General features: G+C 34.0%; 17 protein-coding genes and 5 tRNA genes. 2 read left to right on the forward strand and 20 right to left on the reverse strand.

All coding sequences use genetic code 11. The annotated features are described in order from the left end of the window. Positions 1-5022: hypothetical protein (locus N4A42_RS05070; protein WP_294070825.1), on the reverse strand; the 5022-nt coding region annotated here is incomplete at its 3' end. Between the two features lie 386 nt (positions 5023-5408). Between N4A42_RS05070 and N4A42_RS05075 the strand changes: the two genes are divergently transcribed. After that, a complete protein-coding gene (locus tag N4A42_RS05075; RefSeq protein ID WP_294070828.1) occupies positions 5409-6998 on the forward strand; it encodes a peptide chain release factor 3 in 1590 nt (529 codons plus the stop codon). Positions 6999-7138: 140 nt separating this feature from the next. Further along, the gene (locus N4A42_RS05080) at positions 7139-7369 is read left to right on the forward strand and encodes a (4Fe-4S)-binding protein (protein ID WP_294070831.1); all 231 of its coding nucleotides are present in this window, start codon (positions 7139-7141) and stop codon (positions 7367-7369) included. 324 nt (positions 7370-7693) lie between these two features. Here the strand turns inward: N4A42_RS05080 and N4A42_RS05085 are convergent, their stop codons facing one another. The 19 genes from N4A42_RS05085 to N4A42_RS05175 all read right to left on the reverse strand — a co-directional run bounded on the left by N4A42_RS05085 (position 7694) and on the right by N4A42_RS05175 (position 25080). Then, a complete protein-coding gene (locus N4A42_RS05085) occupies positions 7694-8011 on the reverse strand; it encodes a DUF3467 domain-containing protein (RefSeq protein WP_294070834.1) in 318 nt (105 codons plus the stop codon). A 169-nt stretch (positions 8012-8180) separates the two neighbouring features. After that, entirely contained in the window at positions 8181-12482 is a 4302-nt protein-coding gene (rpoC, locus tag N4A42_RS05090; RefSeq protein WP_294070837.1) for a DNA-directed RNA polymerase subunit beta', read from the reverse strand. Positions 12483-12558: 76 nt separating this feature from the next. Continuing rightward, positions 12559-16371: a DNA-directed RNA polymerase subunit beta gene (gene rpoB, locus N4A42_RS05095; RefSeq protein ID WP_294070840.1), complete on the reverse strand. Its 3813-nt coding sequence runs from the start codon at positions 16369-16371 to the stop codon at positions 12559-12561. A gap of 122 nt (positions 16372-16493) precedes the next feature. Then, positions 16494-16868: a 50S ribosomal protein L7/L12 gene (gene rplL, locus N4A42_RS05100; RefSeq protein WP_294070843.1), complete on the reverse strand. Its 375-nt coding sequence runs from the start codon at positions 16866-16868 to the stop codon at positions 16494-16496. Positions 16869-16925: 57 nt separating this feature from the next. Then, complete coding sequence (rplJ, locus tag N4A42_RS05105; RefSeq protein WP_294070846.1) at positions 16926-17447, reverse strand: 50S ribosomal protein L10; 522 nt, start codon at positions 17445-17447, stop codon at positions 16926-16928. 19 nt (positions 17448-17466) lie between these two features. Beyond that, positions 17467-18156 carry a 50S ribosomal protein L1 gene (rplA, locus tag N4A42_RS05110; RefSeq protein WP_294070849.1) on the reverse strand — a complete coding sequence of 230 codons (690 nt, stop codon included), beginning with the start codon at positions 18154-18156 and terminating at the stop codon, positions 17467-17469. 10 nt (positions 18157-18166) lie between these two features. Further along, positions 18167-18607: a 50S ribosomal protein L11 gene (gene rplK, locus N4A42_RS05115; protein WP_073081885.1), complete on the reverse strand. Its 441-nt coding sequence runs from the start codon at positions 18605-18607 to the stop codon at positions 18167-18169. Between the two features lie 69 nt (positions 18608-18676). Beyond that, entirely contained in the window at positions 18677-19222 is a 546-nt protein-coding gene (gene nusG, locus N4A42_RS05120) for a transcription termination/antitermination protein NusG (protein ID WP_111684314.1), read from the reverse strand. Between the two features lie 20 nt (positions 19223-19242). Then, positions 19243-19437: a preprotein translocase subunit SecE gene (gene secE / locus N4A42_RS05125; protein WP_294070859.1), complete on the reverse strand. Its 195-nt coding sequence runs from the start codon at positions 19435-19437 to the stop codon at positions 19243-19245. A gap of 111 nt (positions 19438-19548) precedes the next feature. After that, positions 19549-19621: transfer RNA gene (locus tag N4A42_RS05130), tRNA-Trp, on the reverse strand. Positions 19622-19686: 65 nt separating this feature from the next. Next, positions 19687-20874 carry an elongation factor Tu gene (gene tuf, locus N4A42_RS05135; protein ID WP_294070862.1) on the reverse strand — a complete coding sequence of 396 codons (1188 nt, stop codon included), beginning with the start codon at positions 20872-20874 and terminating at the stop codon, positions 19687-19689. A 73-nt stretch (positions 20875-20947) separates the two neighbouring features. Then, a tRNA-Thr gene (locus tag N4A42_RS05140) sits at positions 20948-21019 on the reverse strand. A 98-nt stretch (positions 21020-21117) separates the two neighbouring features. Further along, positions 21118-21190 (reverse strand) — tRNA-Gly (locus N4A42_RS05145). A 77-nt stretch (positions 21191-21267) separates the two neighbouring features. Next, positions 21268-21350, reverse strand: a tRNA-Tyr gene (locus tag N4A42_RS05150). Between the two features lie 61 nt (positions 21351-21411). Beyond that, positions 21412-21485, reverse strand: a tRNA-Thr gene (locus tag N4A42_RS05155). Positions 21486-21595: 110 nt separating this feature from the next. Next, a complete protein-coding gene (raiA, locus tag N4A42_RS05160) occupies positions 21596-21904 on the reverse strand; it encodes a ribosome-associated translation inhibitor RaiA (protein WP_294070865.1) in 309 nt (102 codons plus the stop codon). A gap of 70 nt (positions 21905-21974) precedes the next feature. Further along, entirely contained in the window at positions 21975-22865 is an 891-nt protein-coding gene (locus tag N4A42_RS05165; protein WP_294070868.1) for a tyrosine-type recombinase/integrase, read from the reverse strand. A gap of 157 nt (positions 22866-23022) precedes the next feature. Further along, positions 23023-24189 carry an acyl-CoA dehydrogenase family protein gene (locus N4A42_RS05170; RefSeq protein WP_294070871.1) on the reverse strand — a complete coding sequence of 389 codons (1167 nt, stop codon included), beginning with the start codon at positions 24187-24189 and terminating at the stop codon, positions 23023-23025. Between the two features lie 15 nt (positions 24190-24204). Then, positions 24205-25080 (reverse strand): helix-hairpin-helix domain-containing protein, encoded by an 876-nt coding sequence (locus N4A42_RS05175; protein WP_294070874.1) that lies wholly within the window; start codon positions 25078-25080, stop codon positions 24205-24207. Positions 25081-25098 lie beyond the last annotated feature (18 nt).

Here is a 25098-nt window from a genome sequence, read left to right on the forward strand (position 1 = left end):
TATGAAATTTAAAATAGCAGGATCAAATTGGTTTGCACCTGTGTTAACATCAAATGTTACATCCCCTGCTAATAATGCTGCTGTTGGATTTCCTGTTGGAATCACGTCAAGACAGGCATCATCACTACACTCATAGGGGGCAGTAAATACATTTGTATTATTTAACGTACAAGATACTTCATCAGAAAATGTTGCCATTAAATCTATTGCTCCACCATCTGCAGGAAGAACTACATCGACAAATGTATGTGGTGAGGTTAATCCAACTACTGAAACCGATGCCGAACCATCACCAGAAAGATCTAGAGTTCCAGAAGATGGAGCGCCAACAAAGGTTACTGTTATATCAGCAGTAAAAGTATCATCTAATAAATTACTTGGTGTACTATTGTCGTCGCAAGGATCAATATTTGAAGATGTAATATCGGAAATATTACAAATAACACAAGCAGACGTATTACTTGGGTCCGTAACACCAATATTTGTTCCAGGGTAAGTTGCTGAAACCACTGTTCCATTAGCGTTAACCTCTCCTTCGCCTAAAGTTAATGGATCTCCTAGTCCATATTGTTCTCCATCACCTGCATCAGCAGTAGGGTCTATATATGCTTCATTAGCATCGCTACAACCATCACCATCACTGTCTGTATCTAAATGGTTTGGCGTGCCATCATCATCTGAATCATACACGTCTGGTATACCATCATTATTAGTATCTGTATAATCTGTAGTTGATCCATCTCCGGTACCACCATTATCATTATTATCTGCAAAGTTTGGAACACCATCTCCATCTTCATCTCCTAAAGGATCATTTCCACCTTCGCTTTCAGCGGTATCGTAAATACCATCGTTATCATCATCTAAATCATCACTATCTACAACACCATCATTATCTGAGTCCAAAACATCTCTAAAATCAACATCATTTATTCCATCTGTATTTTGTAAAATAGCAGTATCATTTATTATACCATTAGGGTCTTCTAATCCTGTTGTAATATCAATGGCATCATCTAAACCATCAAAGTCTATATCATTTCCTGATAACGTAATTACCGCTTCAACTGTATCGCTTAAACCATCATTATCTGAATCTGGATCTAAATAGTCTGGAACAGTATCTGAATTTATTAATACTCCATCTGTATTAACTGGTGTAATACCATTACTACCTGCTGCTCCAGCTCCTGGAGTAGCATCATAAGTATCCGCCAATCCATCATTATCTGTATCATCTGGAATACCGTCACTATTAGAATCTAAAGGCGGTGTATAACCTGTTGTAGTTTGTGCTTCATTATTATCTGGCACACCATCACCATCAGAATCTAAATCATATCCATCTGGTATACCGTCACCATCTGTATCTGTAAAGTTTGTTAATGGATTATTGTCACCATCTATATTTGCATCTTCCTCTGTATCTAAAATACCATCATTATCATCATCAATATCTACTGTGTCTAAAATTCCGTCACCATCCCAATCAAGAGGATTTGGACCAATTTCACAACCAAAACCATCATTTGTTCCTGATGGATCAGCTACTAATATTTTCGTAAAGGCTGTTCCTGTAGTTGCAGTAGCAACATCAACTATTTGATAAATGTCACCATTACCATTGTTAAAGGCATAAAAATTTCCTTGAACATCTTGCCATACAGCACCAAATGTATTGGATGTCATTGGGTCTGTATTTGTTGTAGCATTTGCTATAGTTAGATTGAATCTTTGAGAAACACCTGTAGTAACATCTATTTTAGTTAGTCTAGGTATACCGCTATTTCTGGTCATACCATAAATATGGTTTCCTACTAAATCATAATCTGCTGCCGAACTAAACACCCCAGAGATGCTCACCTCATTAACAGGAATACTAGCTGGATAAGATGCAATACCTGTTACATCAAAAGTTACAATGGTACCACCACCTCCGCCATTCACGTATCCCACTTCATTTCCTAGTGAGAATAAGGTATTGTTAGTATTAACAGAAGCTCCAGTTAAAGTAATTACACCTATTTGATTGAAATTATCTGCAGGATCATAAACTCTAATTTCATTTCCACCTGATGGAGATGAATACACTAACTGTGTTGCTGCATTATAAGCACTATTCGTTGCATTAGTATTAGTTGAGCCTTGTAAAGTTCCTACTTGAACATAAGCTTGTAAAAAAGGGTTTAATCTAAAAACCTCTGCTGTAGACCCAGTACCTCTTGTTTGATATAAAGAATTAATAACACCGCACTGCAAAACAGCCGCAGCACAAACTGAAGATATACCATCGGTAACGTTAAAATTTGTACCCAAAGAATAAACGACACCTACTTCTATAACCAAACCATTTCCATTTACAGTAGCAGGATCAGTAATACCAAATTGACCTCCATCACCACCATCAGCTCCATTGTAACCATATGCCTCATTAGCATCACTACATCCATCGTTATCACTATCTAGATTTTGAAAATCATAACTACCATCTGTATTTGTATCTATTGGAGTTGCCAATTCTGCAGTATCATCTGCACCATTTGTATTGGTATCTGAAAAGCCTACATCATTTGAATCTATTTCACCATCATTATTGGTATCTTGTATACCATAGCCTGCTTCATCTACATCATAAATACCGTCATTATCGCTATCTAGATCTAAATAATCAGGAATACTGTCACCATCTGTATCTGTTGGGTTAGTTGTTGGATTATTATCACCATCTAAATCTTCATCTTCAACACTATCTAAAACACCATCATTATCATTATCTACATCACATATGTCGCTAACATTATCAAAATCCATATCTGGATTACCAGAAGCTGAAGCATCACAAGGGTCTAATGCATTGACATTTAAAACAACACATTCAATATTTTCACATAAATTATTTGAATTAGTAATAACAACACAATATTGATTTCCATCTAACGATAGATTTGTAACAATATCTAAACTTGCTGTTGTTACACCTGAATATACTGCATCATTATTTAATGCTGTTCCACCAGATGATGGATCACCTAAATACCATTGATAACTAAATCCTGTTGACACAGTATTTGCTGAAGGATCTAAATAATCTGGTGTTGTATTTGGCAATGCACCTGTATAAACAGCTGTGCTAGTTATAGTAGCACTGTTTACTTCTAAAGTAGCAGTATTACCTTCTGTTTCTGTCTGATTAGTTGGAGCTACATAATTTACTTGTGTAGCAACCGTCTCATCTCCAGAATACCCATCATAACCATCTGTAATACTTCCGCCTGTAGTTACTTGACCTGAAGTATTAAAACCATCACCATCTAATATACCATCATCATTAGAATCTGTACCTCCAGATTCAATTGTATCAAAACATCCATCATTATCACTATCTAAATCTTGAAAATCTGGTGTTCCATCACCATCTGTATCATATACATCGTTTATACCATCACCATTAGTATCTACAAAAACAGGAACTCCTGGATCGCTCTGATCCAAGTAATTTGGAATACCATCAGCATCAGCATCTAAAGAAGGATCTATACCTGTCCCACCATCTTCAACTGAATCTAAAATCCCATCGTTATCAGAATCAAGATCACACAAATCTGGAATACTGTCATTTAAAACAGAATTACTATCTGTATCTATAGTTTCAACTAAGTTATAATATGTAATTATACCTCCATTACTACCTGGTTGAGCATTATGTGCGTTCCCTATATTAGGAGCGTTGTTATGTACACCAGCACTACCTCCAGAAAGCAAAACATTTATTCCTGCTGGTAAGCTAGACAAGTTGTGCAATAGCACACCTCCACCACCTCCACCACCTGGACCATGGATTACACCTGTATTCAAACTTTGACCATCACCACCTGTAACGTCAATATTTAAATTTCCAGAATAAGATTTTATATCAAAAGCAACTGAACCACCAGCGCCACCGCCACCACCACCATCAATTCCGGTAGCTGTTGGTGTAGCATCAATTCCTGATACGTCTATTGTATTATTATTTCCTACTAAGGTTGTTGCTCTAATAACAACAATACCCCCTCCATTTGAAGCAATTGCAGAATTATTTGATGTTACAAAACCTGCTCCACCAGCACCACCAAAGAAAACTCGTCTTTGATTACTAATAAAAGGAGCAAGTGCATTTCCACCTATTCCTCCAGCTGTTGCGCCATTAACATCACACCATCTATCTCCACCAATTCCACCAGCACCATAGTTGGCACCACCACCACCACCAGAATCTCCTGATACTCCAGCTCCACCACCATTTCCTAATGGTGATCTACCTTTTTGGTTATTTACTCCTGGTACAGCAACACCTCCACCTTTAAACCAACTATCTGTATTAGCTACATTTAAATTATATTGAACATTTGGATTGATAAAACAATTATCTGGAGAGCCATTAGAAGTCATTTCAACACCTATATACCCAGAACCTGAAGCATTAACATTTGCATTAAGTGTTAGAGTGCCTTCAACAAATAATGCAATAATACCACCTTCGCCAGTAGCTGGATTCCAAGGCTGAGCTTGTAATTCAGATATTACATTAACATCACCAGAATAATTTGGAACACGAACTAATTGAATCACTCCGCTTGAATCATATGCGTTTTTTAAGGGTGCGGAAGGAGAAATTGTATTTCCTACTATGGCTCCTACATCAAAAAACTCATAATTACCAGCATTTCCTAAATCAATGATATCTCCACCTGTTGATGTATTAGTTTGATCTATTGTAGCACCTTTTAATTGTACTATTAAAACTTTGTCTCCAACAGAAAAAGCAGAGGCATCAGCAACATCAATATCATTAATACATAAAGGATTAGTGTCACATGTACCACATCCTGGATTAGTAATACTTGTAACAGATTCATAATCATTGATTATACCTCCAATATTTGTTTGAGAATGTAAACTTGAAAATATTAAAACTGCAAAAAATACTATCTTATATTTTACAATTTTAAAATTTAACGAGAATCGAGTAGTGATTTTCATATTTTTATATAGTTGATATGTAATTCATTATAACACAAAAGGCAGATGTATCTGCCGATAAAATGCAAATATATTCGTTGAAATGTAAAAAACAAATTTTTTTAACAAGAATATTCTGTTGTAAACAATGTTAATTATCTAAAAATCAATTCAGACGTGTTAGGAAGTCTGTAGGTTAAAATTGGAACTAAACTGTTTTTGTAATGAAGAGATTTGCTATTAATCAACTCCATTTCTAGTATAGTAAAAAATTATAAAAATTTCTTAAGGTAAAATTAATAAAAAGATTTATACAACAACAATAATTAAATAAATTAATCGATAACATACATCAAAAAAAAATGTTTTATACTATTATATTTGCATCACCTTTTCAAAAAGTTTAAATGAGTTTTATAGAAGAAATTAAAAGAAGAAGAACATTTGGTATCATTTCGCATCCAGATGCAGGTAAAACAACACTAACCGAAAAACTTTTATTATTTGGTGGTGCTATACAAGAAGCTGGCGCTGTAAAAAGTAATAAAATAAAGAAAGGAGCTACCAGTGATTTTATGGAAATTGAGCGCCAACGTGGTATTTCTGTTGCAACTTCTGTTTTAGCTTTTGAATATAATGGTGTAAAGATTAACATTCTTGATACGCCTGGGCATAAAGATTTTGCTGAAGATACATTCAGAACTTTAACTGCTGTAGATAGTGTTATCGTAGTAATTGATGTTGCCAAAGGTGTTGAGGAACAAACCGAAAAATTGGTAGAGGTGTGTAGAATGCGCAACATACCAATGATTGTTTTTATAAACAAACTAGATCGAGAAGGTAAAGACGCCTTTGATCTTTTAGATGAAGTAGAACAGAAATTAGGTCTTAGAGTAACTCCCTTAAGTTTCCCAATAGGAATGGGTTATGATTTTAAAGGCATTTATAATATTTGGGAGAAAAATGTTAACCTCTTTAAAGGAGAAAGCAAACAACATATTAATGACACCGTTGAAATTTCTGATTTAAATTCTGAAGAGCTAGATAAGTTAGTAGGCGAAAATGCTGCCCAAACACTTAGAGATGAAATAGAGTTGGTAGATGGTATTTATCCTGAATTTGACAAAGATGCTTATCTTAATGGTGAACTACAGCCTGTATTCTTTGGTTCTGCTTTAAATAATTTTGGTGTGAGAGAGCTATTAGATTGCTTTGTAGAAATCGCTCCTAAACCAAGACCTAAACATAGTGATGAACGCTTAGTAAAACCTGATGAGGAAAAATTCACAGGATTTGTATTTAAGATTCATGCTAATATGGATCCTAACCACAGAAATCGTTTAGCCTTTGTGAAAATAGTTTCTGGTGAATTTAAGAGAAATACTCCTTATCTACACGTAAGACATAATAAAAAGCTTAAGTTTTCTAGTCCTAATGCGTTTTTTGCAGAAAAAAAACAAATTGTAGATGTATCGTATCCTGGAGATATTGTAGGTCTGCAAGACACCGGTAATTTTAAAATTGGCGACACATTAACAGAAGGCGAAATACTTAATTATAAAGGTATTCCAAGTTTTTCTCCAGAGCACTTTAGATACATTAACAATGCCGACCCAATGAAATCTAAGCAGTTATACAAAGGTATTGACCAATTAATGGATGAAGGTGTTGCTCAACTTTTTACGTTAGATTATAATGGTAGAAAAGTAATAGGAACGGTAGGTGCTTTACAATATGAAGTTATTCAGTATCGATTAGAGCATGAATATGGTGCTAAATGCAACTATGAAAATCTAAATGTTCATAAAGCTTGTTGGGTACAAACAGATGATGAAAAGAGCGAAGAGTTTAAAGATTTTATGAGAGTAAAACAACGCTACTTAGCTAGAGATAAACAAAATCAATTGGTATTCTTAGCAGACTCTATGTTTACATTACAAATGACACAGCAAAAATACCCAAGCATTACCTTTCACATGACTTCAGAATTTGAATAATTCGGAGTGTATTTCGTCGAAAATCGCATTAAATCAATGCATTTGGTCGATGTAATTTGTTTTTTGACGATATTTTAATTATACTTGAGTATCAATATCTAATTTGATAATAAGATTAACCCCAAACTAATCTACTTATTATGGATATAAATGCAAATGTTTTCAGTAATGAAGATATTACTGTTACCTACGAACCACGTTGCTGCGTAAATGCAGGTATTTGCGCTAAACAACTCTCTGAAGTCTTTAGAAATTCTGTTATTCCATGGATTGATCTTGATGGTGCTAAAACTAAAACTATCATTAATCAAATAAAAAAATGTCCTTCTGGTGCATTAAAATACTATTCAAACAAAAAAGATGTCGCTTAAATTTTAATTATGTGCTAAAAAAATCCTTAAGGATATACCCTAAGGATTTTTTATTTTATCGTCTATTTTTGGCCTAAATAGTAAAATACCTCAATTAAACTCTTTTAAGAGCGTTTTAAAATTATTACATCAGATTACAAAGCCTAAAAATTTAAATCTAATAAAAGCAAAATATACGACTCATTTTTAATTGACTAATTAAATAGTAAAATGATCTTACATAAATAATTTCTATGTTAATAAAATACTATATCTGACATGTAATTCCGAAAAAATTTAAAGGAATATCATTGAAAACATTTCTCTAAACCACAAATTATAAATCTATGCCTGACCTGTTGGTCCGAAATTTAAAGGAATAGGTGGTTGATCGTAATCTTTGATTTCACCATGGGCTTTTTCGAAACGTTGTACATTATCGCCTAAAGCTTTTAATAATCGTTTTGCGTGTTGTGGAGTTAATATTATTCTAGATTTCACCTTACTTTTTGGTGTTCCTGGCATAATACTAACAAAGTCTACAACAAATTCTGATACGGAATGATTTATAATAGCTAAATTGGAGTACGTACCCTCAGCTACCTTTTCATCTAACTCTATATTTATCTGCCCTTTTTTCGGGTTGTTTTTTTCGTCTGCCATTGAAAATTTATTTTTGCTCCCAATACTAATTGAAAGCTTTATTAATGATTTATTTATAATTATACTTAGAAAAGCTCAGTACGAGCTACAATTAAAAAAGCCTTCAATCTATACAAGAATGAAGGCTTTTACTTTATTTAGATTTCTGCCTTCGCAGAAATGAAAAATTTTAATTGAAATTCATTTCTTGCTTAGCCTTCATCATTTCATCAAACTCTTCTTTAGAACCTACAATAATGCTATCGTATTCTCTCACACCTGTACCTGCTGGTATTCTGTGACCTACAATTACATTTTCTTTAAGTCCTTCTAAAGTATCTACCTTACCATTTACTGCTGCTTCGTTAAGAACTTTTGTAGTTTCCTGGAACGATGCTGCTGAAATAAATGACTTAGTTTGTAATGAAGCTCTTGTAATACCTTGCAATATTGGAGTTGCAGTTGCTGGACTTGCATCTCTTGCTGTTACAAGATTTTTATCTTCTCTTCTTAAAATAGAATTCTCATCTCTTAATTGTCTTACAGAAACGATTTGTCCTGATTGTAAATTCTCAGAATCACCAGCATCTTCTACTACTTTCATACCGAAAATCTTATCATTTTCTTCTATAAAATCAGACTTATGTACTAATTGATTCTCTAAGAAAATAGTATCACCAGAATCCATAATCTTAACTTTACGCATCATCTGTCTTACAACAACTTCGAAGTGTTTGTCGTTAATCTTCACTCCTTGTAAACGATATACTTCTTGTACTTCATTTACTAAATATTGTTGTACTGCTGAAGGGCCTTTAATGTTAAGGATATCGTTTGGTGTAATAGAACCATCAGATAACGGCATACCAGCTTTTACATAATCGTTTTCTTGTACAAGAATCTGATTAGATAACTTCACTAAGTACTTCTTAACTTCACCTAATTTAGACTCTATGATAATTTCTCGGTTACCACGCTTAATCTTACCGAATGACACAACACCATCAATCTCACTAACAACAGCAGGATTAGAAGGGTTACGTGCTTCAAATAATTCAGTTACACGAGGAAGACCACCAGTAATATCACCAGATTTAGAAGATTTACGTGGTATCTTAACTAAGATTTTACCAACTTCAATCTTTTCTCCATCATCGATCATAATATGAGCACCAACAGGTAAGTTATATGAACGAATTACATCACCGTTATTATCCTCTATCAATAACGTTGGTATCAACTTCTTATTTCTAGATTCTGAAATTACTTTTTCTTGACGGTTAGTTTGTTCGTCTATCTCTACTTGATAAGTTATACCTTGCTCAATGTTTTCATACTTCACCTTACCAGCAAACTCAGAAATAATTACACCATTAAATGGATCCCATTGACATATAGTGTCACCTTTCTTAATTTTTGATCCTGGTTTTACGAAAATATGAGAACCATAAGGAATATTATCTGTACTAAGAACAATACCTGTTTTAGCATCAACTAATTTTAATTCTGAAGTTCTAGAAATAACTACATCTACCTCATTACCTTCATTATCTTTAGTTTTTACAGTTTTAAGATCTTCTATTTCTGCAATACCATCAAAATTAACGATAAGCTTATTTTCTGCTGAAATGTTAGAAGCAACACCACCAACGTGGAACGTACGAAGTGTTAACTGAGTACCTGGCTCACCAATAGACTGAGCAGCTACAACACCTACAGCTTCACCTCGTTGTACCATTTTACCTGTTGCAAGGTTACGTCCGTAACATTTTACACAAATACCTTTTTTAGCTTCACAAGTTAATGGCGAACGTACTTCAATAGATTCAATTGCAGAATCACCAATTTGTTTAGCAACAGTATCATTAATATGACCACCAGCTTCAACAATTAATTCCTCTGTATGAGGATCGTAAACATCATTAAGTGATGTTCTACCAACTATTCTATCTTCTAGTTTTTCAACAACTTCATCTTTTTTCTTAAGTGCAGAAACTTCAATTCCTCTTAATGTACCACAATCTTCTTCATAAACAATAACATCTTGAGACACATCTACTAAACGACGTGTTAAGTAACCAGCATCTGCTGTTTTAAGAGCGGTATCTGCAAGACCTTTACGAGCACCGTGAGTAGAAATAAAGTATTCTAAAATTGAAAGTCCTTCTTTAAAGTTAGAAAGAATTGGATTCTCAATAATCTCACCACCACCTGCGTTAGATTTTTTAGGTTTTGCCATTAATCCACGCATACCGGTTAACTGACGAATCTGTTCTTTAGATCCACGAGCACCAGAATCTAACATCATAAATACTGAGTTAAATCCTTGCTGATCTTCTCTAATACGCTTCATAGACAATTCTGTCAACTCAGCATTAGTAGAAGTCCAAATATCAATAACCTGGTTGTAACGCTCGTTATTAGTAATAAGTCCCATATTATAGTTACCCATAATACCATCTACCTTCTTATTAGCAGCATCAATCATTCCGTGCTTTTCCGCTGGAATAATAATATCACCTAAACTAAATGATAATCCGCCTTGAAATGCAAAATTATATCCTAAAGTTTTAATTTCATCTAAGAACTCAGCTGTTTCAGGAACAGATGTTACTTTAAGAATACCATGAATAATATCTCTTAAAGACTTTTTAGTTAAGACTTCATTGACATAACCTGCAGCTTCAGGCACTTTTTCATTGAAAAGTACACGACCAACTGTAGTTTCTATAATTTGAGTAGTTAACTCACCTTCTTCATTAAAATCTTTAGTTCTTACTTTAATACCAGCATTAAGATCTACTCGCTTCTCATTGTAAGCAATTGTAACTTCTTCAGGTGAATAGAACGTTAAGCCTTCTCCTTTTACTGTAAAATCTTTGTCAGTCTTACGTAACTTAGTCATATAGTATAGACCAAGTACCATATCTTGAGATGGTACAGTTACTGGCGAACCGTTTGCAGGATTTAAAATATTATGGGAAGCCAACATTAATAATTGTGCTTCTAAAATAGCTTCTGGTCCTAATGGTAAGTGCACAGCCATTTGGTCACCATCAAAATCGGCATTAAATGCAGTACATACTAATGGGTGTAACTGAATTGCTTTACCTTCGATAAGCTTTGGCTGGAATGCTTGAATACCAAGTCTGTGAAGCGTAGGAGCACGGTTTAGTAATACTGGATGTCCTTTAAGAACATTCTCTAAGATATCCCAAACAACTGGCTCTTTTCTATCTATAATTTTCTTTGCAGATTTTACAGTCTTAACAATACCTCTTTCAATTAACTTTCTAATTATAAAAGGTTTGTATAGCTCTGCTGCCATATTTTTTGGCAATCCACATTCGAATAATTTTAATTCTGGTCCTACAACAATTACAGAACGTGCAGAATAATCAACACGCTTACCAAGTAAGTTTTGACGGAAACGTCCTTGCTTACCTTTAAGTGAATCTGATAATGATTTTAATGGTCTATTAGAATCTGTTTTTACAGCTGATGACTTACGTGTGTTATCAAATAAAGAATCAACTGATTCTTGTAACATACGTTTCTCATTACGTAAAATTACTTCTGGTGCTTTTATCTCAACTAATCTTTTAAGACGGTTGTTACGGATAATTACACGACGATAAAGATCATTTAAATCTGAAGTAGCAAAACGACCACCATCTAAAGGCACTAATGGTCTTAATTCTGGTGGAATTACAGGAACAGCCTTCATGATCATCCACTCTGGTCTATTCTCTCTATTTAAATTAGACTCTCTAAATGCTTCAACAACTTGTAAACGCTTTAAAGCTTCTGTTTTACGTTGTTTAGACGTTTCATTATTTGCTTTGTGTCTTAAATCGTATGACAATTGATCTAAATCAATTCTTGCCAATAAATCAATTAAACACTCAGCACCCATTTTAGCAATAAACTTGTTTGGGTCTGTATCTTCTAAATACTGATTTTCCTGAGGAAGAGATTCTAAAATATTAAGGTACTCTTCTTCAGTTAAGAAATCCATTTTTTGAACAGGTTCACCTTCTTCATTTAATGCACCACCTGGTTGAATCACCACATAACGCTCATAATAAATGATCATATCTAATTTCTTAGATGGTAATCCTAATAGGTAACCTATTTTATTTGGTAAAGAACGGAAATACCAAATATGAGCTACAGGTACAACTAAATTAATATGACCTACTCTATCTCTACGTACTTTCTTTTCTGTTACTTCTACACCACAACGGTCACAAACAATACCCTTGTAACGTATTCTCTTATATTTACCACAAGCACACTCAAAATCCTTTACAGGACCAAAAATGCGTTCACAGAACAAACCATCACGTTCTGGTTTGTGTGTTCGATAATTAATAGTTTCCGGCTTTAGTACTTCACCACGAGATGCTGCTAAAACAGATTCAGGTGATGCTAAACCAATAGAAATTTTATTAAACTTCTGTACTGTATTCTTATCTTGTCTTCTTGCCATGTTTTTTTATAGTCTTGAGTCTTGAGCCGTTAGTCGATAGAAAGAATTCTACCGACTATTGACTACTAACTATTTTTTACTCTTCTAATCTAATATCTAATCCTAAACCTTTTAATTCATGCATTAATACATTGAATGATTCAGGTAGTCCTGGTTCTGGCATTGGCTCACCCTTAACAATAGCTTCGTAAGTTTTTGCTCTACCAATAACATCATCTGATTTTACAGTTAAGATTTCTCTTAGAGTGCTCGATGCTCCATATGCTTCAAGTGCCCAAACCTCCATCTCACCAAAACGCTGACCACCAAACTGTGCTTTACCACCTAATGGCTGTTGTGTAATTAATGAGTATGGTCCTATAGAACGTGCGTGCATCTTATCATCAATCATGTGACCAAGCTTAATCATATAAATAACACCAACTGTTGCTGGTTGATCAAAACGATCACCTGTACCACCATCATATAGATATGTATGACCAAATCTTGGAATACCAGCTTCGTCTGTGTATGAATTAATCTGATCTAAAGTTGCACCATCAAAAATTGGCGTAGCATAAGTTCTTCCTAAATCTTTACCTGCCCAACCTAAAACGGTTTCATAAATCTGACCAATATTCATACGAGAAGGTACACCAAGTGGATTTAATACTATATCTACTGGAGTTCCATCTTCTAAGAATGGCATATCTTCTTGACGTACAATACGTGCCACAATACCTTTGTTACCGTGACGACCTGCCATCTTATCACCAACTTTAAGCTTACGTTTTTTAGCAATATAAACTTTAGCTAATTTGATAATACCTGCTGGTAATTCATCACCTACAGAAATGGTAAACTTCTCACGTCTTAATGATCCTTGTAGGTCATTTTCCTTAATCTTATAATTGTGAATTAAGTCAGCAACCAACTCATTTGTATGATCATCTGTAGTCCACTTACCAGATGTTAAATGTGTATAATCATCTACAGCATTAAGCATCTTTAATGTGTACTTTTTACCTTTAGGTATAATTTCTTCACCTAAATCATTATAGATACCTTGAGCAGTTTTTCCGTTTACAATAGTAAATAGTTTATCTACTAATATAGCTTGTAAATCATCGAAACGATTATCATAAGCATTTTCTAATGCTTCAATATCTTCTTTATCTTGTGCTCTCTTACGCTTGTCTTTTAAAGCTCTTGCAAATAATTTCTTATCTATAACAACACCATTTAATGATGGAGAAGCTTTTAAAGATGCATCTTTTACATCACCAGCCTTATCACCAAATATGGCTCTAAGTAACTTCTCTTCTGGTGTTGGATCTGATTCACCTTTTGGTGTAATCTTACCAATTAAGATATCACCTGGCTTAATCTCAGCACCAATACGAATCATACCATTTTCATCAAGATCTTTTGTTGCCTCTTCAGAAACATTTGGTATATCGTTTGTTAATTCTTCATTACCTAGTTTAGTATCTCTTACTTCTAATGAATATTCATCAATATGAATTGAAGTAAAAATATCATCGCGAACAACTTTTTCTGAGATTACAATTGCATCCTCAAAGTTGTATCCTTTCCATGGCATAAAGGCCACTTTCATATTTCTACCAAGAGCTAATTCACCGTTTTGCGTTGCATAACCCTCACAAAGTACTTGTCCTTTTGTTACCGTATCACCTTTTCTAACGATAGGCTTTAAGTTTATTGAAGTTCCTTGGTTTGTTTTTCTAAACTTAACAAGTGGATATTCTTTAATATCACTATCAAAGCTTACCATAGCTTCTTCTTCTGTACGTTCGTACTTTATAACTATCTTTTGTGCATCTACATACTCAACAACACCTTCTCCTTCAGCATTAATTAACACTCTAGAATCTGATGCTACCTGACGCTCTAAACCAGTACCTACAATTGGTGCTTCTGGGCGTAATAATGGAACTGCCTGACGCATCATGTTAGATCCCATTAAGGCACGGTTTGCATCATCGTGCTCTAAGAATGGAATTAATGACGCTGATATAGAAGCTATTTGGTTTGGTGCAACATCTGTATAGTTTACATTAACTGGATCTATAACAGGGAAATCACCTTCTTGACGAGCAATTACCTTATCGTGCTCAATTTTACCATTATCATCAACTTCTACAGTTGCCTGTGCTATTAACTTTTCTTCTTCTTCTTCTGCACTTAAATATGTTGGTGCATTTTTAATATCAACAACACCATCTTCTACTTTTCTATATGGAGTTTCAATGAATCCCATTGAGTTCACTTTAGCAAATACTGAAAGTGAAGAAATTAATCCAATATTTGGTCCTTCTGGTGTTTCAATAGGACATAAACGTCCGTAGTGTGTATAGTGAACGTCACGAACCTCGAAACCTGCTCTTTCTCTTGATAATCCACCAGGTCCTAAAGCTGATAAACGACGTTTGTGAGTAATCTCTGCTAATGGATTTGTTTGATCCATAAATTGAGATAACTGATTGGTTCCAAAGAATGAATTAATTACAGACGATAATGTCTTTGCATTAATTAAATCTATTGGAGTAAATACTTCGTTATCGCGTACATTCATTCTTTCTCGAATTGTACGTGCCATACGTGCTAAACCAACACCAAACTGTGATGATAATTGTTCACCTACTGTACGTACACGACGGTTAGATAAGTGATCAATATCATCAATCTCTGCTTTAGAGTTGATAAGCTCAATTAAGTATTTTATAATGGTAATAATATCTTCTTTGGTAAGTACTTGCTTATCCATTCCGATATCAAGACCTAATTTCTTGTTCATTCTGTAACGACCTACTTCACCTAGAGAGTAACGTTGGTCTGAAAAGAATAATTTGTCAATAATACCACGTGCTGTCTCCTCATCTGGCGGCTCAGCATTACGTAATTGACGGTAGATATGTTCAACAGCCTCTTTTTCAGAATTTGTTGGATCTTTTTGTAATGTATTGTGAATAATTGCGTAATCACCTTGTTGTGCGCTTTCTTTGTGTAAAAGAATTGTTTTAACACCAGCTTCTAAGATTTCTTCAATATTATCTTTATCAACAATAGTATCACGATCTAATACGATTTCGTTACGCTCAATAGATACAACTTCACCAGTATCTTCATCTACGAAATCTTCGTGCCATGTATTAAGTACACGTGCAGCTAATTTACGTCCTATAACTTTCTTTAAACCAGATTTAGAAACCTTTACTTCTTCTGCAAGGTCAAAAATTTCTAAAATATCCTTATCGCGTTCAAAACCAATTGCACGGAAAAGTGTTGTTACAGGTAATTTTTTCTTTCTATCAATGTATGCATACATTACGCTATTGATATCAGTAGCAAACTCTATCCAAGATCCTTTAAAAGGAATTACTCTTGCAGAATATAACTTAGTACCATTAGCGTGAAATGATTGGCTAAAGAATACACCAGGAGAACGGTGTAATTGAGATACAACTACACGCTCTGCTCCATTGATACAAAAAGTACCACTAGGAGTCATGTAAGGGATTGTACCTAAATAAACATCTTGAACAATAGTTTCGAAATCTTCATGCTCAGGATCTGTACAGTATAACTTTAATCTAGCTTTTAAAGGAACACTATATGTTAATCCTCTCTCAATACACTCTTCTATAGTATAACGTGGAGGATCGATAAAGTAATCTAAGAATTCTAGTACGAATTGATTACGTGTGTCTGTAATTGGGAAGTTTTCCATGAAGGTATTGTATAAACCTTCATTTTCTCTTGCCTCTGATTTTGTTTCTAATTGGAAAAAATCCTGGAAGGATTTAATTTGAATATCCAAAAAGTCTGGGTAATCTGTTCTATTTACAATAGAAGAGAAATTAATTCTTTCAGCCTTTTTTGCTAACATTGATGAACGAGATTTTTATTATATAAAAACTAAAAATGTATATAACGGTTATATACACAAAAGGGTTTAGGTCTTAGAGTGCTACTCCAGACCTAAACCATATGTTGTAGGTTAAGCTAAGCTTACTTAAGCTCAACTTCAGCTCCAGCCTCTTCTAAAGAAGATTTTAAGCCTTCAGCTTCATCTTTAGAAACACCTTCTTTAATTGTACTTGGTGCATCATCTACTAAACCTTTAGCATCTTTTAAACCTAAACCAGTTAATTCTTTAACTAATTTTACTACTGCTAATTTAGAACCACCAGCGGCTTTAAGGATTACGTCAAATTCAGTTTGCTCTTCAGCAGCTTCTCCGCCACCTCCTGGTCCAGCTTGCACTACTGCAGCAGCAGCAGCAGGCTCAATACCATACTCATCTTTTAATATAGTTGCTAATTCGTTAACTTCTTTTACTGTTAAGTTAACTAATTGTTCTGCGAAATCTTTTAAATCTGCCATTTTTCTATTGTTTTAATCTGTGTGTTTTATAATAAATTTTTGTGTGTAATTATGGAATTATCCTTCTCTTTCAGATAATGTTTTTACTAAACCAGCGATTGTTCCACCACCTGACTTAAGTGCTGAAATAACATTCTTAGCAGGAGATTGTAATAATGTAATGATATCTCCAAGAAGTTCTTCTTTAGACTTAATTTCAACTAATGTATCTAATAAATCATCGCCGATGTAAATTGCCTCTTCAATAAAAGCTCCTTTTAATAAAGGCTTTTCAGACTTTTTACGAAACTCTTTAATTACTTTCGCTGGCGCATTACCAGTTTCAGAATACATTACAGAAGTATTACCTTTTAAAGTTGTTGGTAAGTCACCAAAATCTTTATCTGATGCTTCCATTGCCTTTTCTAAAAGTGTATTCTTTACTACAGCTAACTTAATGTTAGACTTGAAACACGCTCTTCTTAAGTTTGAAGTTGTTACTGCATCTAATCCAGAAATATCTGTTAAATAGATATTAGTATTATCTGCTAACTGAGCAGTCAACTCTTCAATTACTACCGATTTTTCTTCTCTTGTCATAATATTCTAAGTTTAACTACTATCCTATTTTTGTGTCTATTGCAATACTTGGACTCATGGTACTAGACATGTAAATACTCTTCATGTATGTACCTTTTGCTGCAGTAGGCTTTAATTTCATTAATGTAGATAAAAGCTCATTAGCATTACCAACTAATTTTTCTGGGCTAAAAGACGCCTTACCAATTGGTGCATGAACAATTCCTGTTTTATCTACTTTAAAATCAATTTTACCTGCTTTTACTTCACTTACAGCTTTACCTATATCCATAGTTACTGTTCCTGTCTTAGGGTTTGGCATAAGACCTCTTGGCCCTAATATCCTACCTAATGGTCCTAACTTACCCATAACGCTTGGCATAGTAACGATAACGTCAACGTCTGTCCAACCGTCTTTTATTTTTTGTAAGTATTCATCTAACCCAACATAATCAGCACCAGCTTCTTTTGCTTCTGCTTCTTTATCTGGAGTTACTAATGCAAGAACCTTCATATCTTTACCTGTACCGTGAGGTAAAGAAACAACACCACGAACCATTTGGTTGGCTTTACGTGGATCTACACCTAATCTAACTGCTAAATCTACTGAAGCGTCAAACTTAGTGTATGTAATTTCTTTAAGTAAAGCTGAAGCTTCTTCTAAAGAGTAAAGTTTATTTTTATCAACTTTAGCTCTTGCTTCTTTTTGCTTCTTTGTTAATCTTGCCATTTCTAAAAATTTAGTTTGGAGCTTCACCTCCTTTAACAGTGATACCCATCGATCTTGCTGTACCAGCTACCATTTTCATAGCTGATTCGATTTCAAATGCATTTAAATCTTGCATTTTATCTTCTGCAATTGCTTTCACTTGATCCCAAGTTACTTTTGCTACTTTACGTCGGTTAGGTTCTCCTGATCCTTTCTTTACTTTGGCCGCTTCTAATAATTGTACTGCTGCTGGTGGAGTCTTAATTACAAATTCAAAAGATTTGTCTTTGTAAACAGAGATTACCACAGGTAAAACTTTACCTGGTTTATCTTGAGTTCTTGCATTAAATTGCTTACAGAACTCCATGATATTAACTCCAGCGGCACCTAAAGCGGGTCCAACCGGTGGCGATGGATTCGCAGCACCTCCCCGAACTTGTAACTTAACTACTTTGTCTAGTTCTTTTGCCATTTTTTAAAATTTAGTGCGATTGTCTATGTTGGAAGCTTAGACGTAACGCTATCTTTATTGTAACAATTATTATAACTTTTCTACTTGCATATAGCTTAATTCTAATGGTGTCTTTCTTCCGAAAATCTTAACCATCACTTCTAGCTTACGCTTTTCTTCAAATATTTTCTCAATAGTACCATCAAAACCATTAAATGGCCCATCGATAACCTTTACAGTTTCTCCTTTTGTAAATGGTATTGCTATGTTTGCATCTGCTTCTATAGCCAATTCATCTACCTTACCTAACATCCTGTTTACTTCAGACTGCCTTAAAGGCACTGGATCTCCACCTTTTGTTTCACCTAAAAAACCGATTACATTAGTTATAGATTTTATAATGTGAGGAATCTCACCGCTTAAATTAGCTTGAATCATAATGTAACCTGGAAAATAAACTTTTTCTTTATTTATTTTCTTTCCGTTACGTATTTGAATTACTTTTTCTGTTGGCACTAAAACTTGATCAACATAATCTTCTAAACCTAACCTAGATATTTCATTCTCTATATAGGTCTTAATTTTATTTTCTTGACCACTTACCGCCCTAACAACATACCATTTTTTATCTGACATCTTCTTTCTTGTATTTGTTATTAGCTTAAAATATCAAAATATGCTTTAACCGCTCTACTAAACACTGTATCCACACCCCAAATGGCTAAAGAAAAAATAATTGAAAAAACTGCAACAATAACAGTCAACCTTTGAGCCTCTGACCAAGGTGTCCAAGACACGTTGTTTTTCAACTCTTCAAATGATTCCTTTATGTATGTTATTAATCCTGCCATTTGCTTCTAGTTTAAAAGATTAAATAATTAATCTATTGTATTTAGCACGAGAATAAAACTCTTTATTAAATCCTTTCTAACAAAGCTCTCTTCTCGTTGTATTTTTGATTGCACGGGTTGAGAGACTCGAACTCCCGACACCTGGTTTTGGAGACCAGTGCTCTACCAACTGAGCTAAACCCGTAAACAATAATCAAGGCATCCTGATATTTCAGGACACCTTAATTAATTTATTTATAACTAATTTGTTTAGTCTAAAATTTCAGTTACCTGACCAGCACCAACTGTTCTACCACCTTCACGGATAGCGAAACGCAAACCTACGTTCATTGCAATTGGCTGAATCAACTCTACAGTAATTGTTAAGTTATCACCAGGCATTACCATCTCAACTCCATCAGGAAGCGCAATGTTTCCAGTTACATCAGTTGTACGAACGTAGAACTGTGGACGGTAGTTATTATGGAATGGTGTGTGACGACCACCTTCTTCTTTCTTAAGGATATAAACCTCAGCTTTGAATTGTTTGTGTGGAGTTACAGATCCTGGCTGAGTAATTACCATACCTCTAGAGATTTGGTTTTTATCAATACCCCTTAATAAAATACCAGCATTATCACCTGCCTCACCTCTATCTAAGATTTGACGGAACATCTCGATACCAGTAATTGTAGAAGTTAACTTCTCAGCACCCATACCAATGATCTCAACAGGATCACCTGTATTAGCAACACCAGTTTCAATACGACCTGTCGCTACAGTACCACGACCAGTAATAGAGAACACATCTTCAATCGGCATTAAGAATGGCTTATCCATATCACGCACAGGCTCTTCGATCCATGCATCAACTTCTTTCATTAAGTCTAACACAGTATCAACCCACTTTTGCTCACCGTTAAGTGCACCTAAAGCTGAACCAGCAACAACAGGACCATTATCACCATCATACTCATAGAATGATAACAAATCTCTAATTTCCATTTCTACTAACTCTAAAAGCTCTTCATCATCAACCATATCCACTTTATTCATGAATACAACGATACGAGGAATACCTACCTGACGACCAAGTAAGATATGCTCACGAGTTTGAGGCATAGGACCATCAGTTGCAGCAACCACTAAAATAGCACCATCCATTTGAGCAGCACCAGTAACCATGTTCTTTACATAATCGGCGTGACCAGGACAATCAACGTGCGCATAGTGACGATTAGCTGTTTGATACTCAACATGAGATGTATTAATAGTAATACCTCTTTCTTTCTCTTCTGGAGCGTTGTCGATTTGATCGAAATCTTTAGCCTCAGACAAACCTGCATCTGCTAATACTTTTGTAATTGCAGCAGTTAACGTTGTTTTACCGTGATCTACGTGTCCAATAGTACCAATATTTAAGTGTGGTTTTGAACGATCAAAAGTTCCCTTTGCCATGTTTAAATTTATTTAATCTTAATTTAATATTAGTGTTCAATAATTATTCTAAAGTTTATTTCAGAAAAAAAAGAGCCAACGACGAGATTTGAACTCGTGACCTCTTCCTTACCAAGGAAACGCTCTACCCCTGAGCTACGCCGGCGCAAAGTGCTTACATCCTCACTCCATAATGAGATTCTTACTTCCGCAAGAATATTAGAATAGAAGATCACGCTTTCCACATGATGACATTCCTTTTTGAGCGGGAGACCGGGTTCGAACCGGCGACATTCAGCTTGGAAGGCTGACGCTCTACCAACTGAGCTACTCCCGCATTTATAATTAAGCTTACTTAATTAATGGTATTCAAAATTTCAAAATATTAAATTTCCGCCTACACAGAAATTTTAGTGGGGAGAGCAGGATTCGAACCTGCGAAGTTAAAAAACAACAGAGTTACAGTCTGTCCTCGTTGGCCGCTTGAGTATCTCCCCTTCGCCTTAAATTCAAAAGTAAAAACATCTAGAAAACTCACAATTATCCTAAACATTTTAGAGCCGATAGAGGGACTCGAACCCACGACCTGCTGATTACAAATCAGCTGCTCTAGCCAGCTGAGCTATATCGGCTTTTTACTACTTTTATAATGTCAAAAAACGCTTATAAAAAAGCCCGCTATTTCTAACGGACTGCAAATGTAACGTTTTATTTTTTTATTCAAAACATTTTTCAAAAAAAATTAATTTTTTGTTCGAGATCTTAATTTTTCCTTTCGCTTTTTTATCTGTCTTTCTAAGGATGAAACGGCAATATCAGCCCCTTCTTCAAAAGTTTTACATTGCTTTTTTACCACGAAACTATCGCCTGGTACTAGCACTTTAGCTTCAAAAACCTTATTCTCTTTATCACTTGTGTTCTCTACTTTCAAATAAACATCGGACTGTATTATTTTGTCATAAAATAAATCTAACTTATCCATTCTTCTTTGAATGAAATCTATCAACTTTTTGTCTGCTGTGAAATTAACAGATTGTGTGTTTACTTTCATACGCTGTTTTTTTAGTTAAACAATAGCACTGAAAAATCTTCAATACTCATTTTTATGTTAAGACCTTTCCTTAACGTTTATTTCTTGGATGAGATTTAGCGTACACTTTTTTTAATTCTGCAATACTATTATGCGTGTACACTTGTGTTGCTGCTAAACTGGTATGTCCAAGAAGTTCTTTTACTGCATTTAAATTTGCTCCTTCATTTAATAGATGTGTTGCAAATGAGTGCCTTAACACATGTGGACTACATTTTGCCTTAGAAGATGCCATACTAAAATACTTATTTATTATTCTGTAAACAAGCATTTCGTAAACTTTAAGACCCTTTTTGGTTAAAAACAATGCATCTTTATCTTGCTTTTCTGATAAACTATCTCTAAAGCTTAAATACGTTTTTAATGTTTTTATTAAAGAATCTATTAATGGAATATATCGTTCTTTATTTCTTTTTCCTAGCACCTTTATTTGCTTATTGTTAAAATCGATATCAGATAACCTTATATTAACCAACTCTATACGTCTAATCCCAGTTGCGTAGAACAACTCTATAATGAGTTGATTTCTCGCACTTTCAAAATCGTTAACATCAATTGTTTTTTCAAGCACTTGCTTCAACTCTTCTTTGGAAAACGGTAATTGCGCTTTCTTACCTACCTTTAAAGCTTTATGCCTTTTTAAAGGATTATTTTCTATTTGTTGTGTCTTCTGTAAAAATTTAAAATAAGAATTTAAAGATGAAATTTTTCTATTAATCGTTCTATTAGAAATTCCGCTATTCACTAATTCTACGATCCATTGTCTTATTTCAGAATAATTAACATTGTTTATCTGTTCTGAATCGTGATTCTCTTTTAAGAATTCTTGAAACATTTCTAAATCCCTTATATAAGCTAAGACTGTATGCTTAGAATAATTCTTTTCTAAGGATAAATACTCTGAAAACGCTTTTATACTCATACCTCTACATGTAAAGTGATTCAAACTTTTCTAATTTCTTAAAAGTTAAAAGTCACTTCGATATGATTAAAAATAACTTTTTAGTTTGAATTATATGAATTCATGACAAAAAAATCCTGCGAAAAGCAGGATTCAAAATTCTTTTAAACTATTAAAATTAAGTTGCTGGTTTATATGATTTCTTATCTATTATCATTTTAGATAAGATTTCTTTTAATATCTCTGAAGTTCCTCCTCCAATAGGACCAAGTCTGCTATCTCTAAACAACCTTGCTAAAGGATATTCTTCCATATAACCATAACCACCTAAGAACTGAAGACAGTTATACGCAACTTCATCTGCCATTTTTGTAGATTTTAATTTAGAAATTGTTGCTTCTTCAACTACATATGCTCCTTTATTGAGTTGATCTGCTACCATGTAATTATAATTTTTACACAGTTGCATATCTGCATGCATATCTACAAATCTGTGGCGTAGTGCTTGGTAAGTGTCTAAAGAATTACCAAAGGTTGTTCTTTCAGACATATATTGCAATGTATATTCTAAAGCATATTCTGCTCTTGCATGAGCATTTATTCCCATAACCAAACGCTCTAGAGCAAAATGTTGCATTATGTAAGGAAATCCTTTTCCTTCTTCTCCCATAAGTTGGCTTACAGGAACTTTAACATTATCAAAAGCTATTTCACCAGTATCTGAAGCTCTCCAACCTAACTTATCTAATTTAGTAGCCGACACTCCTTCTGTATCACTATCTACCACAAATATACTTATACCTTTATTACCTAACTCAGGATTTGTTTTTGCTGCAACAACCATATAATCACCATAAACACCATTAGTAATAAATGTTTTTGACCCATTTATTATATAGTAATCTCCTTCTTTAACAGCTGTAGTTCTCATACCAGCTACATCACTACCTCCAAAAGGTTCTGTAACACAAAGGCACCCTATTTTATCACCAGATATACTAGCTGATAAATATTTTGATTTTATAGCATCATCGCCTTCTTTATTAAGATGCGTCATAGCCAAATAAGCATGCGCCCACATAGCTGCTGCAAAACCACCTGAATTAATTCGCTGTAATTCTTCAAGCAATATTACAGTATAGAACAAATCTAAATCTAAGCCGCCATATTTTTCTGGATAAGCCAAACCGAAATAACCCATATCTCCAAACTTTTTCCATATAAAACGTTCTATATAACCCGTTTCTTCCCATTTTTCAATATGTGGTACAACTTCTTTTTGTAAAAAGTCTCTAAGACTTTCTCTAAACAAATTATGTTCTTCTGTGAAATAAATACTAGACATTCAATTTAATTTTTTTTACAAACGCAAATATAACTTAATTATACCTATCTTTTTGATTGGAAAATCTTCAACTTTTGTTAATTCTTCTAAAGAATTAAAACCTTCCCTTAAAGTACGTTCTTCAATAATATTATTTGCTACTTCATAATCTATATACTTAACTGTAACCAACTCATCTCTTGTTGCTGTATTTAGATTATATGTTTTAATTACTCGAGGTGTCTTAACTGTAAAGTCATTTTTTATTCGCTCTATAACCTCTGGCATTAAACCGTAAACTTCAGATAATTCTATGTCAGATACAAAACCTCCTTTATACTTATTCCTATACTTAATAATACGTTCCGAAAGTTTTTCACCTACACCATAAACCTTCTGAAGTTGAACTGCAGAAGCCGTATTTAAATCTATCTTTTGCTCGAATGACTTTGACGTATTGTTATTAGAATAAGAATTGCTGTATGTTTTTGATTTTGGCTTTGGATTAATTACCCAATCTGGAAATTTAAAATATGGTGAAATTTTCACCAATAATGAATCGGAAACTTTAGTAACCTCTTGAAACTGTTTAGCTGAATTCACCCATTGATTAGCTTTTCTAAACTTATGAAGTCTATCTATTTCTTCATTTGTCATGCCAAGTGAATAGCCTTTATAATCGGAGATATAATTTGGATTAAAGGGATAAATTTTGGGTTTAGAATTTTCAATTTCAACCAAACGCAATGAATCTAACTCATTTCTAAAAGCGTTTAATTCATCAGTATTTACCGGAGTCTCATCCTTAGAAAAATCAACAAAAGCATATATGCATTGTAGCGCAACAATTATTAGTAATAACAAAAAAATCCCATTTCGCTGTTGATTAGAAAACTGAAAATGGGACTTCATATTATTTTATATCGTTAA

Origin of the sequence: Winogradskyella sp. (assembly GCF_025210595.1) — a bacterium.
Classification (GTDB): domain Bacteria; phylum Bacteroidota; class Bacteroidia; order Flavobacteriales; family Flavobacteriaceae; genus Winogradskyella.

Excerpts from the sequence above, each read along its gene's own strand:
- N4A42_RS05085 (WP_294070834.1), bottom strand. The coding sequence starts at position 8,011 with ATGGCAGACGAAAAAAACAACCCGAAAAAAGGGCAGATAAATATAGAG.
- rplK (WP_073081885.1), bottom strand. The coding sequence starts at position 18,607 with ATGGCAAAAGAACTAGACAAAGTAGTTAAGTTACAAGTTCGGGGAGGT.
- rplA (WP_294070849.1), bottom strand. The coding sequence starts at position 18,156 with ATGGCAAGATTAACAAAGAAGCAAAAAGAAGCAAGAGCTAAAGTTGAT.
- secE (WP_294070859.1), bottom strand. The coding sequence starts at position 19,437 with ATGGCAGGATTAATAACATACATAAAGGAATCATTTGAAGAGTTGAAA.
- N4A42_RS05170 (WP_294070871.1), bottom strand. The coding sequence starts at position 24,189 with ATGTCTAGTATTTATTTCACAGAAGAACATAATTTGTTTAGAGAAAGT.
- N4A42_RS05075 (WP_294070828.1), top strand. The coding sequence starts at position 5,409 with ATGAGTTTTATAGAAGAAATTAAAAGAAGAAGAACATTTGGTATCATT.
- tuf (WP_294070862.1), bottom strand. The coding sequence starts at position 20,874 with ATGGCAAAGGGAACTTTTGATCGTTCAAAACCACACTTAAATATTGGT.
- raiA (WP_294070865.1), bottom strand. The coding sequence starts at position 21,904 with ATGAAAGTAAACACACAATCTGTTAATTTCACAGCAGACAAAAAGTTG.
- rplL (WP_294070843.1), bottom strand. The coding sequence starts at position 16,868 with ATGGCAGATTTAAAAGATTTCGCAGAACAATTAGTTAACTTAACAGTA.
- rpoC (WP_294070837.1), bottom strand. The coding sequence starts at position 12,482 with ATGGCAAGAAGACAAGATAAGAATACAGTACAGAAGTTTAATAAAATT.
- rplJ (WP_294070846.1), bottom strand. The coding sequence starts at position 17,447 with ATGACAAGAGAAGAAAAATCGGTAGTAATTGAAGAGTTGACTGCTCAG.
- rpoB (WP_294070840.1), bottom strand. The coding sequence starts at position 16,371 with ATGTTAGCAAAAAAGGCTGAAAGAATTAATTTCTCTTCTATTGTAAAT.
- nusG (WP_111684314.1), bottom strand. The coding sequence starts at position 19,222 with ATGTCAGATAAAAAATGGTATGTTGTTAGGGCGGTAAGTGGTCAAGAA.
- N4A42_RS05080 (WP_294070831.1), top strand. The coding sequence starts at position 7,139 with ATGGATATAAATGCAAATGTTTTCAGTAATGAAGATATTACTGTTACC.
- N4A42_RS05175 (WP_294070874.1), bottom strand. The coding sequence starts at position 25,080 with ATGAAGTCCCATTTTCAGTTTTCTAATCAACAGCGAAATGGGATTTTT.
- N4A42_RS05165 (WP_294070868.1), bottom strand. The coding sequence starts at position 22,865 with ATGAGTATAAAAGCGTTTTCAGAGTATTTATCCTTAGAAAAGAATTAT.